Genomic DNA, 13,470 nt, shown 5'->3' on the forward strand with positions numbered 1-13,470 from the left:
GTGTTGTGCGGTTTGTGTGATTTTTTTTTTTTTTTGGGGGTTTTTTTTGGTGTTGTTCGTTTTTTTTTGGTGAAGGGGGGGGGGGGGGGGGGCGATAGCCGCCCTCTTGTTTGCAGGTTGTACGACTAAGATTGCAGAGATCAAACCCAACCAGCCCGTAACGGGAGAGATGCACACCGTTTACGGGTATGCTTGTGATTACTTCACTTGGCCCTATGGTCCCGCGGATGATTTAAAACAGCAAGCCTTGCAGCAAGCCCAAAGTCAGGCGAATAATTGGGCACAAGCCGCCCACTCTGAAGCCACCGCAGATGCCATAGCAGCTCAGGGGTATAGGGGGCGTGTCAAAGTCGCTAGAAAAGAGTGGGAGTTGGTTAATACGGTGGTTAAAAAAGAGATTTGGCCTTGGTTCTATGGACTTTTGGGGATGAAGTGCGTGAGGGTTCAAGGTTCTGCCCGCCCTAAAGCAGATTAGCCAGTTGAGTGCTCCAAGAGAGACTCTAAAAGGACGCGCCCCCTAGCCGCTCTAGCACTGGGGGTTGCCCCGCCCTTTTTAGGGGGTTGGGGTTGATTTTTGTTTTTGTGTATTTTGCACCACTTTAAAGGCACACATACCACAAGCTACGGCCAAAACCCTTTAAAAATCTTGTTTTCATGTTATCATAGGCGGGTCTAAATTTTGAAGGAGAGACGATGAAAAAATTAGCATTAGGCATGTTTTTGGCGTATGGTTTGATGCACGCGGCCACTTTAGACACGAGCAAGGCGAGCATGGAGTTTACGGCGTTTAAAACGGCGCATAAAGCGGGCGTGAAAGGGACCTTTAACCATGTGATGTATCATTTTGGCAAGGACACCTCTAGCATTGCCAAAACCTTAGACAAGGCGAGCGCAACCATCAATGCTGATCAGTTGGATCTGCACGATGCAACCAAAACTAAAAATGTCAAAGAAGCGTTTTTTGATCTTTTTAAAGACAAAACGCTGAAAGTCATTTTTAGGAATGTGGTGGAGGGCGACAAACAGGGCACGATTTTGGCCAGTGTGCGCATGAATGGCAAAAGTGTGAAAGTGCCCATGAGCTATAAAATTGAGAACAAGGAGCTCGTGGCTACGGGTGTGCTCGATATTTTAGAATTTGGCTTGCAAAAAGAGTTTGCCAAACTTGCCGAAAAATGCAGTGCACAGCATGAAAAACTCACTTGGTCGCAAGTCGAAATCAGCTTTAAAGCCCCCGTTAAAGAATAGGCAACGATGACGAAAAAAGAGTTGGAGCATCCGCTCTTGCACAGCATCAATGATTTTAACGAAGCCAAACAGGTGATTGTAGGCGGGGTCAATTCCCCCGTGCGGGCGTTTAAGAGTGTCGGAGGTGTGCCCCCCTTTATCTTTAAGGGGCGAGGGTTCTCGCTCTTTGATGTGGATGGCAACACCTATGTGGATTTTGTACAGAGTTGGGGGCCCCTGCTCTTTGGGCATGCCGATCCCGAGATCGAAGAGCAAGTGATCAACGCCTTGCAAAGGGGGCTAAGCTTTGGCGCACCCACAGAGCTAGAAACCACTTTGGCAAAAAAGATTGTGGCGGGCTATGAGGGCGTGGAGAAGGTGCGTTTGGTGAGCAGTGGGACAGAAGCCACCATGAGTGCCATCCGCCTAGCACGGGCGTTTAGTGGCAAAGACGACATTTTAAAGTTTGAAGGCTGTTACCACGGGCACAGCGACAGCTTGTTGGTGAGTGCCGGCAGTGGGTGCGCCACCTTTGGCAACCCCTCCTCTCTAGGCGTGCCTAGCGACTTTAGCAAGCACACTTTAGTCGCCCGCTACAACGATTTAGACTCCGTTAAGGCGTGCTTTGAAGCGGGCAATGTGGGCTGTGTGATCATCGAGCCCATTGCGGGCAACATGGGGTTGGTGCCCGCCACCTTAGAGTTTTTGCAAGGCTTGCAAGAGCTTTGTAAAGAGAGGGGGGCGGTGCTCATCTTTGATGAGGTGATGAGCGGGTTTAGGGCAAGTGCCAGCGGGTCGCAGGGCTGGCATCACTTGGTCCCCGACTTAGTCACCTTTGGTAAGGTCATAGGTGGCGGGCTGCCCCTAGCTTGCTTTGGCGGACGGCAAGACATCATGGACTTGCTCGCACCCATGGGTGGGGTGTATCAAGCCGGGACTTTAAGCGGCAACCCCGTAGCGGTGGCAGCAGGTATTGTGGCGTTGGAGAAAATCAAACGACAGCCCAAGCTGTATGAACGCCTAGAAGCCTTGGCTGTGCAATTTTGCGATGGGCTCAAAGAAATCGCCCACTCTTGCAATTTTGCTCTGCAAACTTGTGTCAGGGGGAGCATGTTTGGCTTTTTCTTCAGCGATAAAGAAGTGCAAAACTTTGAAGACGCGAAGCAGTCGGACACTGCCCTTTATGCAAACTTCCACCAAAAAATGTTGCAAAAGGGCGTGTATCTGCCCGCCTCCGCCTTTGAAACAAGCTTCATTTGCAGCCCAATGGATTCTTCTATCATCGATGCCTGCCTAGGCAAGGCGCAAGCGAGTTTTTATGAGCTCCAACACGGAGTCTAAACCCAAATTCAAACCCGTGGTTGAGGGGGCAAATGCCTTGAGTCTTGGCATTTCCATAGTCGTGGCTCTTTTGCTGGGCATTGGGGCGGGCTATGGCTTGGTAAAATTAACGGGACTGGCGTGGCTCTTTTGGCTAGGCGTTATTTGGGGCGTGGGGGCTGCGATTTTAAATGTCTATAAAGCCTACAAACAAACCAAAAAAGAGTTAGACGAACTGGCTAACGACCCCAAGTACAAACTCCCCTAATGTGTTCTTATCTATGTGCCTTGCTCTTACTGGGTTTTAATGTGCTGTGTGCTTTGGGGGTGTTTTGGCGTTTTCAAGGGCTTGGGGTGCTGAGTTTTGAAGTGGCGTTTTTAAGCTTTTTGTTGATTTTGCTGGCCGGCTACAAACAGCTGAAAAACAAACTACAAACCGCCAAAGAACCCACGCCCTCTAAGTTTTTTGCCTTCGGTTTGGGGGTGCAAATCTCGCTAGGGTGGCTCAAAATCCTATCTTATGGCGTGTTTTTGGGGGGGTTGTTTGGCTTGTTGCATGCCAAACTCTTGATGCCTATAGCTTACTTTGTGGGGCTTGGGGCGTGCTTGGTGGGAGTGTTGCTCTTACAAGCCCTTAAGCGTGCCAAATCTTAGGGCGGTAGTGTGAAAGCCCACGCCTAGCCACCCCCACAAAGTTTAATTTTATGCGGTGTTGCTTGGCACGCCTAAGCAAGGCGAGTTTGTGCTTTGGGGGGATACTTAAAAGCAATTCATACTCTTCTCCACTCAAATAGGCTTTGTTGTGGGGCTTGTCTAGCTTGCAGGCTAATTTATTGAGTTTGGATAAGCGGTTGCACTCCGCAAGTAGCCCGTCTGAAATGTCTAGCCCTGCATGCACAAGGGGACGCACGCTTAACATAAAGCCGAGCAAATTCTTAAGCTGTGGGCGGATAAATTTAGACTTAGGCGACACCTTGCCCCCCCTAAGCAAAGTGGTTAAATCCTTGTAGCTTTGCCCGAGTGTGCCCGTATGCACCAATAAATCTTTGGGGTGTATTTTGGTGCGCTCCAAAGGTTTAGAGCTTTTGGCAATGAGCGTTACACTTAAACTTAAGTCCTTGCCTAGCGTGGTATCCCCCCCCACAATTTTAATTTTAAATTCTTGGCATGCCTTAGCGATCCCTGCGACCAATTGCCGCATTTCGCTTAAAGCGCACCCCTTGGGTAGTTGCATGCCCAACAAGGCGTATTTAGGGCACGCTGCCATCGCAATAGAGTCGGAGACATTCACGCACATGGCTTTATACCCGATTTGGGCGTAACTGAGCCACTCCCTTTTAAAATGTACCCCCTCGCTAAACAGATCTAGCATGTAAAGGGCTTGAGAAGTGTCTAGCAAGACAGCATCATCGCCCAAACCCCACACCACCCCACTTTGGGCGAGGGCGTTTAAAAAATGTGCCTCTAAATCCACTAGAGTTTAAAGCTAAAATCCACCCACACCGCTTGGTGTATCAGTGCCCCACTGCTGATCGCATCCACCCCACTTTGAGCGTAGGCTAAAACGCTGGTTTCTGTGATGTTCCCGCTGGCTTCTAAGAGCACTAGGGGGTGATTTTGGTTGCGTTCTGCCACGACTTCTTGAATGCTCTCCACCTGCATGTTGTCGCACATGACAATGTCCGCCCCCGCCTGCATGGCCGCACACGCCATTTCAACACTGCTTGCCTCGATCTCGATCTTAGCTGTCCATGGGATTTCTTGGCGGGCTTTGGCGATGAAGGCGTGTAAATCTACGATGTGGGCTAAATGCGTGTCTTTCACCATTAAAGCGTCGTCTAACCCTATGCGGTGGTTCTTTGCACCTCCGTTGCGCACCGAATATTTTTCAAACACCCGTAAAAGCGGGCGGGTTTTGCGCGTGTCTAATAGGCTGATGGGCAAGCTTTTAACAAGGCGCACAAAGCTAGCCGTTTTGGTGGCGATCCCACTGCTGTGTTGCAGAATATTTAAAAGCACCCGCTCGATCTGTAGGAGCAAACGCCAATCCCCAACAACTTCTAATAAAATTTGTTTAGGACTAAAACTCTCTTTATCTTGGATTTTCCACGCATATTTGAGCCCAAACATTTCTAAAAGCTCGGTGGCATAAACCTGTCCTGAGAACACCCCGCTATCTTTGGAGAGCACACAAGCCCTCACCTCTTTAGCCCCCACTAAACGGGCGAATAAATCCCCCGAGCCTAAATCCTCTGCCAAACAATCCTTTAAAAAATCCCGTATCTGCAAATCCATTAGGACAACTCCATCATTTTATCTAGGGCAATTTGCGCCCATTTAGCCACTTCAGGCTCTACTCTGATTGTATTATAAGGGCTGTGGTTTTTATAAGCTTTTAAAACGCTAAACAAATCCTCTAGAGTGGTTTCATTCATACTCGGGCACTCGGGCACACTGCTGGAGAGCACAAAGGTGTTCTTGGGGCGCAACCGTTTGACTAAGTTGATTTCTGTGCCCACGGCGACCTTTTGCTCTAGGGGCAGGTGTTGCACGAAGTGGATGATTTGGCTTGTAGAGCCCACAAAGTCGGCAAGTTCCACGACTTCAGGGGTGCACTCGGGATGCACGGCGATGAGAATGTCGGGGTATTTTTGGCGGAAAAAGGCGATGTCGCTGGGCTTAAAAAGCTGATGCACGGCACAAAAGCCATTGTAACAAATGACCTCAGCCTCTTTAATGTCCCTTGGGCTATCCATGCCTAAAGTCGCGCTTTTGAGCCCATGCATACGGGCTAAATTCAGCCCCAAACAGCGATCGGGCAAGAAAAAGATTTTTTGTTTAGCCTCTAAAGCGTGCTTAAAAATCTTAAAAGCGTTGGCACTCGTGCAAACAACCCCCCCCGCCTTGCCCACCTTTGCCTTAATGCGGGCACTAGAATTAATGTAGGTGATGGGGAGCACCTTTTTGATGCCCAAGCTTTGCAAGGTTTCTAGGCTCTTGTCAAAGTCCGCCCCCTCGATCATGCGCGCCATAGAGCAACACGCCAGTTTAGGCATGATGACTTCCTTTTGGGGGGCTAGGATTTTTAAACTCTCCCCCATGAAGCCCACCCCACAAAAGACGACTAAATTTTTAGGGCTCGCACTTGCTCTTTTAGCCAACTCTAGGCTATCGCCCGTGATGTCGGCCAGCTCTACGATGCTGTCTTTTTGGTAAAAATGCGCCACCAAGAGCGCGTCTAAATCTTTTAAAAGTTGCTTGATCTGCGCGCTACGCATGCAGCGTGCCTATGGGCGTGGAGAAGAGCACTTTTTGCCCCACGCTCGTGTTTAACGCCACATTTGGCATGAAAAGCACAATAGTAGAGCCCATTTCAAAACGCCCCAACTCTTCCCCTTTTTGTAGCGCAATGGGGGGGTCGTAGGGGTAGATTTTAGGCTTTGGGTGTATTTTGGCGTTGGTGTGGATGTGCATGTCAAAATTCAATACAATTTGCCCCACATTGAGCGCGCCCACCGCCACGAAGTACAACACCTGTCCGCGGGCATCTTTTGCCATCACCACCACCCGCTCGTTGCGGATAAAAAGCTTTTGGTGTTTCTTTAAAGCAGGGGTATTTACGGGCAAAAGCTCCCCGCAAAAATGGCGCACCTCCATAATTTCTAAATCACAGGGAGCGTGGAAGCGGTGGTAATCTTTGGGCGATAAATAAAAGTTACAATAGCTGTAGTTTGTCAATTGTTCCCTCTTGCCTAAAAGCTCATTAACCCGGTAGCTCATGCCCTTAATCTGTAGGGCCAAATTGTCTTGCACCGGCCCGCAAGCACTGATGGCACTGTCGCAAGGGGCGATGAGCGTGGCGGGGTTCGTGTCAATGGGGCGGGGAGTGCTTAAGGCTCGTGTAAAAAGGGCGTTGAGCGTAGGGTAGCTTTTTAGGGGAGCAAAACCGCTCAAATCAATCTTAAACAAGCGGACATAAACAAGGTTGATCAACCTTTGGATAGGGGGGAGAAAGGCGCACCTTGCAAACTTGCCAAAGAGTTTGGAGAGGGTGTTGCTTTGGGCCACTACTGCAAATCCGCCAATTTTAAGACAAATTCAATCTGCCCCTTGCTGATGCGCAATTCCTTAGCAATGGAGTCGATGCTGTGCCCCTCTTGAAAGAGTTGTATCACCCGTTTTTCGTCAATGTCATCGCTGCCCGGGGTAAAATGCCCCAGCTCTTTAAATTTATTCTCTAAGACGATGATCTTTTCCTCCAAATAGTCCCTGTCCTTGTGCATGGTGTCTTGGATTTCTTGTAGGTGGGTGTAAAGATTGGTTAAATTCGTGTTTAGGTTGTTGTTAACCTCGTTTTTGACATTGGCACTGATGTTGGATGCGTTGAACTCGGCTTGTATTTCGTTTTCTTGGATCCACTTGCGGATTTTATAAATCTCTTGGTTGATGGTGTCTAGGGCTTTTTCTAGTTGCTTGGTTTTGCTCGCAAACTCTTTGTCCTTTAAATGGCTGTAAGCGACTAGGCATATAAACACCAAAACCACCCCTCCCCCCACAATCCACATTAGTTCGTTAAAGCTCAATTCCATGCGCGGCCTTTCTTTCATTTAAACTTTCCAATTCGCTTTGGGCGATGTGGCTGTCCCAATCTTTAATATCGCTTGCGTGCATGCGCTCCACACTAAGCAGTGTAGGCGCAAAGGCTCTCGCCACAAAGCCTAGTCTTTTATAGGGAATTTTTGGCAATTTAGTGCGCATGTAATACAGCCCGCCCTCAGTAAAGCCCCCATCTGCCACGCCCAAGATCCCATGCCCTAGTAAGCCAATCATCCCCACTCCCTCTAGGTTTACATACACCCTATCTTGCTCGTGCAAATACCGCTCGATGCGCTCCAACTTTTGGTAAATCTCGCTTAAGGCTTTAAAAATAATGTCCTCTCTATCCTTGCCATAAAAAACCTCCCACGGGGCACTAAAGCCCCCAGCACCCCCGCCCAGTTGCAAATACTCGCTTTCGTGCTCAGGTCTTAAGGGGGCAAACTCTAGGGGCAGGGCGACCGCCACAAGGCGGGTGTAAAAGCCAAAGTTTGCGCAAGCGCGCTTGCACGCCTCTAAATCCAAGCCAAGCCCCTATCCACGAGGATAAAGCCCAAGAACACCACCCCCAAATACCCATTCGTCACAAAAAACGCCTTGGGGATATTTCTAAAGTCTTTGAGCACCAGCCACTGCTCGTAAATTAAAATCATAAGGCACACCCCCACGCCAAGCCACGCCACACTCCCTAGGTGCGCGCTTTTGGCAAAAAGAGCCCAAAAGAGCACGGCTAGAATATGGCACACCCTAGACACCCACAGCGTGGCTTGTGCGCCAAAAATCGCGGGCACCGAGTAAAGCCCCTCTTTGCGATCAAACTCTATATCTTGCAAGGAATAAAGCAAGTCAAAGCCCGCCACCCAAAAGGCCACCCCCAAAGCCAGCCACAAACTCCAAAGCGGAATCGTCCCAAGGACTGCCACCACGCCCGCAATGGGTGCAAGCCCCAAGCACACCCCCAGCACCAAATGCGCCAAATAGCTAAAGCGTTTCATATAAGAATAGCCGGCTAAAATCGCCAAAAAGGGCAGGGAGAGTTTAAAGGCTAGGGCATTGATGACATAGCTCACACCCACAAAGCCCAAAGCATTAGCCACGCAAAAGACTTGCAGAGTGGGGAGCGAAATGCGCCCATCCACGCTCGGGCGGTTCTTGGTGCGCTCGTTTTTAATGTCGAATTTACGATCAGCCAAGCGGTTAAAGCCCATGGCAAAGTTGCGCGCAGAGAGCAGGGCCAAAGCGCATAAAAACAAAGTCTGCACGCTCTCTAGCAAGCCCAAACGCGCCTGCAAGCCGGCCACCACAAGGGCGATTAAAATAAACATGCCTGAAAATATGGTGTGCTCGATCGCCACCAAATAGCCTAAAAGCTTGAGCTTTTCTAACATTAAAAACCTCTTTAAAAGCCTCTATTCTAACATAAAATTACAAAATCAACAGATAGAGCAAAAAGCCCACCCCCACCACGCTCACGCCCACCCCCGCCCAAAGAAAGCGCACCGCCACCAGCGACAAGCCCACATAGGCGCATAAAAACCAAGTGGGGGTAGAAACGCTTTTTAAATGCAAGGGCAAGCGCACTAAAGAGAGCAAGTAGGGGTCTAGCAAATCGCCTAAATGCAGGGCGTGTAGAAGCAACACGAGGGGGAAAAACACCACGAACACAAAGGAGAGCAGAATCACGCAAAGTTGCGTGGGCCCAAAGGGGGTAAAGAAAAAATGCACCAGGGGCAACATTAAAATAAAGATGCTGGCATTAAAGAGCAGGGCGTAGAGCCACGCGGGCATTTTGGGCATGTATTTGATAAAGAGAAAGATATAAAACACCCCGCCCACGGATAGCCAAAACCCGGCGGAGCGCACAAAATTAGGAAATAATGCAAGGCAAAGAAGCGCGATTAGACCTAAGAGCCAAAAGCTCACAAGCTCGAGCCCTCCATAAACAAGCCCAAAGCCCACAAGAGCCATGATATATGCTCGTAAAAAAGCGGGCTGAAAATGCAGCAAAATCAAATACCCAAAGAGAAGCCCTAGCACCACCGCCATTAAGTCAAAATAGCGGTTTCTATAAGGAAAATAGCGTTGTTGCAAGAATTGATAAGGTACACTCAAAAGATAAAAGAAAAACGCGCTTAAAATCCCCAAATGAAACCCGCTGATGGCAATTAAAGGGCTCACCCCAAAGCCCACCACCAGCTGCCTTAAACTTTTATCCAAAGGGTCGGCCAAAAATAAAGTGCGGTAAAAGTTTGCCATAAGCGGGTTTGTGTGCTGTTGGTTGATGAAGGCACGCCACGGAGCGGCCGGGTCGCTCTTGTTCTCTAGGGAAAGTTTCAAGGTGTGAAAATAGCAACTTTTAAGAAACTGCCAAAAGGAACAACGCCCCATTTTGCCCCACGCGCGCACGAAGTGGTGGGTCAAGTCCTTGATGTCCTCATTGCTGATGGTGTAAAAAGAATTGCTGTGGCTGTCTTTTAACTTTAAGACAAAATGCCCGTTTTTGGCATATTGCAAAAGCACCTGGGCGTACAACTCTAGGGGCTTGGGGCTTAAAAAGGCTTGGTATTGGCGGTATTTTAGGCCAAAAGAGAGCACGCAAAGGGCAAGCAAGAAGATTAAAGCAAGGGCTTTTTCTTTAGGGGTTTGCAGCAGGGGGATGGGGTGGTTAGAAGGGGCAATGTTCATCAACACCGCTCCCAAGGGGATCTGGCATGCTAAGGTTGCTTGGCACTTCGCCCATGCTGATGTTCGTGGGGGTGATGTCGCCTTGGATCTGCTCGCCCTCTCTTGGGATGTCGCTAAAGCGGGTGTAAATCTTGTCAAAATGCACCTTCACGGTGCCAATCCCCCCATTGCGGTTCTTGGCTAGGATAATCTCGGCTTGCTCTCTTTTATCGGCCTGTGCATCCCGTTCTTCGTTGTATTGCCTTTCAAGCTTTTTAGCCTCCTCCTCCTTGCCCTCTTTGCGCAACTTTGCCACCCGGTCGTTGTGTTCTCTGTGCTTATACACCGCGTCGCGGTAGAGAAACATCACTTGGTCAGCATCCTGCTCGATCGAACCGCTTTCTTTAAGGTCAGATAAAATCGGACGCTTGTCCTCTCGGCTCTCTAGAGAGCGGTTGAGCTGAGATAGGGCAATGATGGGGATGTTAAGCTCTCTAGCTAAAGTCTTTAGCCCCCGGCTGATTTTGGAGACATCCTCGTGGCGGCTATTCTTCCCCTCGCCGCCCTCGCCCTCCATGAGTTGCAGATAGTCAATAATGGCTAAGGCAATTTCGGGGTGTTCATGCTTGAGCTTACGCAATTTAGAGCGAGCTTGGCGGATGTTTAAGAGCGAGTTATCATCAATGTAAAGGGGCTTGTCGTAAATTTGGTTGGTGTGCTCGATCAAGGTTTTCCAATCGGCTTCGCTCAAATTGCCTATTTTGATGTTGTGTAGGTGCAATCTTGTGTAGCAAGAGAGCATGCGCATCATCAACTGTTCCGCCCCCATTTCCATGCTGAAAATCGCCACGCCTTGGTTGTGATCTAAAGTGGTCTTAGCAAAGTTTAATACCAAGCTGGTCTTGCCCATGCTCGGGCGCGCCCCGATGATGATGAGGTCTCCTGGCGAAAACCCCCCGGTCAGATCATTGAGCTTAAAAAAACCCGTGTCTACACCAATGATCTTCTCATTGCCCCGTGCCTTAGCATCGGCGATCATTTGCAGGGTGTCTTTAATCACCCGGTGCATGTCCTTAAAGCCCGTTTGGACATTGTCTAAAGAGATTTGATAAAGGCCTCGTTCAATGCCATCTAAGATGTCGGCACTCGGGCGGTCTTGTTGGCACAGCTCGCGGATGTGTAAGGCTAGCCGCATGAGGTGGCGTTTGGTGGATGCCTCCTTCATGGTGTGGATATAGACCTCTAGGTTGGCTAGGGGGTTGGTTTGCATCACAAGGGCGAGTGCGTCTAGGATTTGTGGGTTACCCTGTGCCTTTTTGGCTAAAAATAAGGCACTCAGGGGCTTTTGCTCGGTGTGTAGTTGGTTACAAAATTCAAAGAGTGCGCCGTGCGCGGGGCTAGAAAAGTCTTCTTTTTTAAGTCGGCTGGCAAATTCCTCAAATTGTTGGCTGTCTAACAGGGCAGAGAGCACTGCCCTCTCCATGAAGATCAAGTCCTCGTCCACACTCAACGCCGTATCCACAAATACCCCTCCAAAGAAAGAAAATTGGGTTCAAAACACAAAGGCGGATTCTAACATGGATTGGCTTATGTTTTAAGAGGGGTGCTAGAGGATGGGTTTGTGCTTGAAGATGGTTTTAAAGTTCTTGGGCTTTAAAAGAGCCAAAGCCGCCCGGGTGAATGGTGAATTTATAAAAGTCTTGGCACACCAAACCCACAAAACATAGAGATTTGAGAAAAACATTGTCTGCAAATACCCCTCTGGCTGCTAAAACCCCCAAACCGCCCTTTTGCGTGGGTTTTTAGTGTATTTGGTGTACAAAACGATGCCGTTGATGGAGCTTTCTAGCTTTGCTTGCTAAGTTCGAGTCTCTCTTTGGTCTCTATGCTTAGGGCATTTTGATGTGGGCTTAGGGCAAAATTTGGGCTAGGGGGTGTTTGGCATTAGGGCGTAAAGTTGGGCGTAGTTTCTAGCAATTCCAATCGCTTGTTTGTCTAGCTCTTGGTCGTGGATGGGGCTTCTTCCACACTAAAAAGCGGCTTTGGTCTTTGTAAAAATTCCCCAATCCGGTGCTGTAAAAATCAATCCCAGCTAAATAAATTTCTTGATAACCCAAAGTAATTATACAAATGAGCATCATGACCGCTCCTATGAATTGCTGATTATAGAAATTATGAGCTTTTGTGTGTAGGTCTAAAAGGGTTTTAGGGTGGATAAAAACTCGTAGGTGTAGGGGATGTTGGTGGAGTGCTCATCTAAAAGATGGCGCGCGTGCAAGAGGCACAACAACTTGTACTGTTCTTGAAAACTTGCCGCCAAACCTCCATTCTTGTGGTAGGAGGCACTGAAGGGACTAAACACTGCATCGGTGGTAATAGGTGTACTGTAGGGCGTATTCCTTACACTTTAGGATTTCGTTGCCGTATACATTTGTAGGCCAAACACCCACTAGTAGGGTTTTAAATCTTGCGGCGCACGGAGCTTGGAGTCTTTAACAAGGGCTTTAGGCGGTGGTGGTGTAAGGTACGCATAAATAGGGGGTGCTCACGCACTAAATGCACGCTGGCAAGGGAGCTGGCCTTGCAAGCAAAAGAGTTGGTATGCCTTTTAGATGTCTCTTGCGTCCCTTAAGGGGGATGTGGGTTGCAACACCGCCACAAAGTCAAAGCTTAAGTCCAGTTTTTGGTGATTGGCCAAGCCCTCTAAAAACCCGCTGATGGTGGGGGCACTGTGGCTTGAAGCTTCTTTAGAGCGCAAAAAAGGGCACACTACCACCAAAGCTTTTAGCGATGTGGGCGTATTCTTGGCTATCCGTGCTCACAAACACCTCGCTAAAATACCCGCCTCTTTGGCGGCTAAAATGGTGTGTACCATTAAGGGCAACCTCTTAAACTCCTTGATGTTCTTGTGTTTGCCCAAAGAGCTGCTTCTAGTAGGGATGTAGGCAAGGATTTTAGCCGTCATAGACAAAATACTTTTGCGTGGGAGTGTTGAAAATTTCGGGCGTTAGGGCGTTTAAAAAATGCTCTACGCTTGCACCCGTGCCAAAATGGTAGGTGGCTTTGGAGCGTGATGTGGCCTTGCTTGTTAAAATCGCCTCTAAAATGGCGTGGCACACTCCTTTTTAACCTGTGTGATGTGGGGCTGGCGTTGCTGCGTTTGTGCTGGCGGCTACCAAGATTCAAACAAGACACGCCATACACCCCCACCTCTCTAATACCGGTGCTAGAATTGTACAAGATAAACTCGGCGTTTTTGAGTAGAGTTAAAAAGCATCCAAATTTCATGCGCAAAAAGCACACAAAATTGGGGTGGGCTTGCAAGGTCTCTAGGGCGTTTAAAATCGCCTCTGAACCTAGGTCGTTGTTATGGTAAATGCACACGAAGTTTTGCCTCTCATTGGCCACAAGCTTGTAACCATCCAAAATTTCGTAAATGGTGTGCGGTAGGTCTGCAATTTCGCTCACCACCGGGTGGTAAAGGAAAATGCCGTATTTACCCGCCAAAGGGCGCGATTTGGTGGCAGTGTTGCTCCACTTGAGCGAAACTGGACAAATTGCCCAGCATCACATCAATGCCGCTAGAGCCGATCACAAAGATGTTTTCATCCCGCCCACCATCTGTAGCAAAATTTGCCTAGGGCGCGCGTGCCGCTAAGCTCC

19 protein-coding genes are annotated in these 13,470 nt (G+C 48.9%); 5 read left to right on the top strand and 14 right to left on the bottom strand.

From position 1 onward, the window contains the following. Positions 1 to 106: 106 nt before the first annotated feature. From AOG36_RS04485 to AOG36_RS04505, 5 genes are all read left to right on the top strand, one after another. A complete protein-coding gene (locus AOG36_RS04485; RefSeq protein WP_015106833.1) occupies positions 107 to 475 on the top strand; it encodes a hypothetical protein in 369 nt (122 codons plus the stop codon). A 218-nt stretch (positions 476 to 693) separates the two neighbouring features. Further along, positions 694 to 1,248, top strand: coding sequence for a YceI family protein (locus AOG36_RS04490; protein WP_015106831.1), 555 nt, complete (start codon positions 694 to 696; stop codon positions 1,246 to 1,248). A 6-nt stretch (positions 1,249 to 1,254) separates the two neighbouring features. Beyond that, positions 1,255 to 2,568, top strand: a complete 1,314-nt coding sequence (hemL, locus tag AOG36_RS04495; RefSeq protein WP_053825610.1) for a glutamate-1-semialdehyde 2,1-aminomutase — start codon at positions 1,255 to 1,257, stop codon at positions 2,566 to 2,568. Continuing rightward, on the top strand, positions 2,546 to 2,815 hold the full coding sequence (locus AOG36_RS04500; RefSeq protein WP_015106828.1) for an AtpZ/AtpI family protein: 270 nt from the start codon (positions 2,546 to 2,548) through the stop codon (positions 2,813 to 2,815). Before hemL ends, AOG36_RS04500 begins: the two co-directional genes overlap by 23 nt. After that, a complete protein-coding gene (locus AOG36_RS04505; RefSeq protein WP_053825611.1) occupies positions 2,815 to 3,201 on the top strand; it encodes a hypothetical protein in 387 nt (128 codons plus the stop codon). The genes AOG36_RS04500 and AOG36_RS04505 overlap by 1 nt, the downstream gene beginning before the upstream one ends. Here AOG36_RS04505 and AOG36_RS04510 read toward each other — a convergent pair. From AOG36_RS04510 to AOG36_RS04555, 14 genes are all read right to left on the bottom strand, one after another. Continuing rightward, positions 3,182 to 4,021 carry a thiamine-phosphate kinase gene (locus tag AOG36_RS04510; RefSeq protein ID WP_015106826.1) on the bottom strand — a complete coding sequence of 280 codons (840 nt, stop codon included), beginning with the start codon at positions 4,019 to 4,021 and terminating at the stop codon, positions 3,182 to 3,184. The genes AOG36_RS04505 and AOG36_RS04510 overlap by 20 nt on opposite strands. Beyond that, positions 4,021 to 4,836: a carboxylating nicotinate-nucleotide diphosphorylase gene (nadC, locus tag AOG36_RS04515; protein WP_173380415.1), complete on the bottom strand. Its 816-nt coding sequence runs from the start codon at positions 4,834 to 4,836 to the stop codon at positions 4,021 to 4,023. Before nadC ends, AOG36_RS04510 begins: the two co-directional genes overlap by 1 nt. A gap of 5 nt (positions 4,837 to 4,841) precedes the next feature. Next, the gene (nadA, locus tag AOG36_RS04520; RefSeq protein WP_015106824.1) at positions 4,842 to 5,825 is read right to left on the bottom strand and encodes a quinolinate synthase NadA; all 984 of its coding nucleotides are present in this window, start codon (positions 5,823 to 5,825) and stop codon (positions 4,842 to 4,844) included. Beyond that, a complete protein-coding gene (locus tag AOG36_RS04525; protein WP_015106823.1) occupies positions 5,818 to 6,615 on the bottom strand; it encodes a phosphatidylserine decarboxylase in 798 nt (265 codons plus the stop codon). Before AOG36_RS04525 ends, nadA begins: the two co-directional genes overlap by 8 nt. Beyond that, positions 6,615 to 7,136, bottom strand: coding sequence for a helix-turn-helix domain-containing protein (locus tag AOG36_RS04530; RefSeq protein WP_015106822.1), 522 nt, complete (start codon positions 7,134 to 7,136; stop codon positions 6,615 to 6,617). The genes AOG36_RS04525 and AOG36_RS04530 overlap by 1 nt, the downstream gene beginning before the upstream one ends. Continuing rightward, positions 7,120 to 7,668, bottom strand: a complete 549-nt coding sequence (locus tag AOG36_RS04535; protein WP_015106821.1) for a hypothetical protein — start codon at positions 7,666 to 7,668, stop codon at positions 7,120 to 7,122. The genes AOG36_RS04530 and AOG36_RS04535 overlap by 17 nt, the downstream gene beginning before the upstream one ends. Further along, positions 7,659 to 8,531 (bottom strand): menaquinone biosynthesis prenyltransferase MqnP, encoded by an 873-nt coding sequence (gene mqnP / locus AOG36_RS04540; protein ID WP_015106820.1) that lies wholly within the window; start codon positions 8,529 to 8,531, stop codon positions 7,659 to 7,661. The genes AOG36_RS04535 and mqnP overlap by 10 nt, the downstream gene beginning before the upstream one ends. A 37-nt stretch (positions 8,532 to 8,568) precedes the next feature. Beyond that, positions 8,569 to 9,828 carry a ComEC/Rec2 family competence protein gene (locus AOG36_RS04545; RefSeq protein WP_053825612.1) on the bottom strand — a complete coding sequence of 420 codons (1,260 nt, stop codon included), beginning with the start codon at positions 9,826 to 9,828 and terminating at the stop codon, positions 8,569 to 8,571. Further along, positions 9,809 to 11,329 (bottom strand): replicative DNA helicase, encoded by a 1,521-nt coding sequence (gene dnaB / locus AOG36_RS04550; protein ID WP_231622572.1) that lies wholly within the window; start codon positions 11,327 to 11,329, stop codon positions 9,809 to 9,811. The genes AOG36_RS04545 and dnaB overlap by 20 nt, the downstream gene beginning before the upstream one ends. Positions 11,330 to 11,777: 448 nt before the next feature. Further along, a complete protein-coding gene (locus AOG36_RS09020) occupies positions 11,778 to 11,948 on the bottom strand; it encodes a hypothetical protein (RefSeq protein WP_015106816.1) in 171 nt (56 codons plus the stop codon). A gap of 53 nt (positions 11,949 to 12,001) precedes the next feature. After that, positions 12,002 to 12,127, bottom strand: coding sequence for a hypothetical protein (locus AOG36_RS09245; RefSeq protein ID WP_015106815.1), 126 nt, complete (start codon positions 12,125 to 12,127; stop codon positions 12,002 to 12,004). Between the two features lie 288 nt (positions 12,128 to 12,415). Next, complete coding sequence (locus AOG36_RS09025) at positions 12,416 to 12,577, bottom strand: glycosyltransferase family protein (protein ID WP_015106814.1); 162 nt, start codon at positions 12,575 to 12,577, stop codon at positions 12,416 to 12,418. 48 nt (positions 12,578 to 12,625) lie between these two features. Further along, positions 12,626 to 12,772: a hypothetical protein gene (locus AOG36_RS09030; RefSeq protein ID WP_015106813.1), complete on the bottom strand. Its 147-nt coding sequence runs from the start codon at positions 12,770 to 12,772 to the stop codon at positions 12,626 to 12,628. Beyond that, complete coding sequence (locus AOG36_RS04555) at positions 12,769 to 13,314, bottom strand: UDP-N-acetylglucosamine 2-epimerase (protein ID WP_015106812.1); 546 nt, start codon at positions 13,312 to 13,314, stop codon at positions 12,769 to 12,771. Before AOG36_RS04555 ends, AOG36_RS09030 begins: the two co-directional genes overlap by 4 nt. Positions 13,315 to 13,470: the final 156 nt, after the last annotated feature.

Source organism: Helicobacter heilmannii (assembly GCF_001283065.1).
Taxonomy (GTDB): Bacteria; Campylobacterota; Campylobacteria; order Campylobacterales; family Helicobacteraceae; genus Helicobacter; species Helicobacter heilmannii.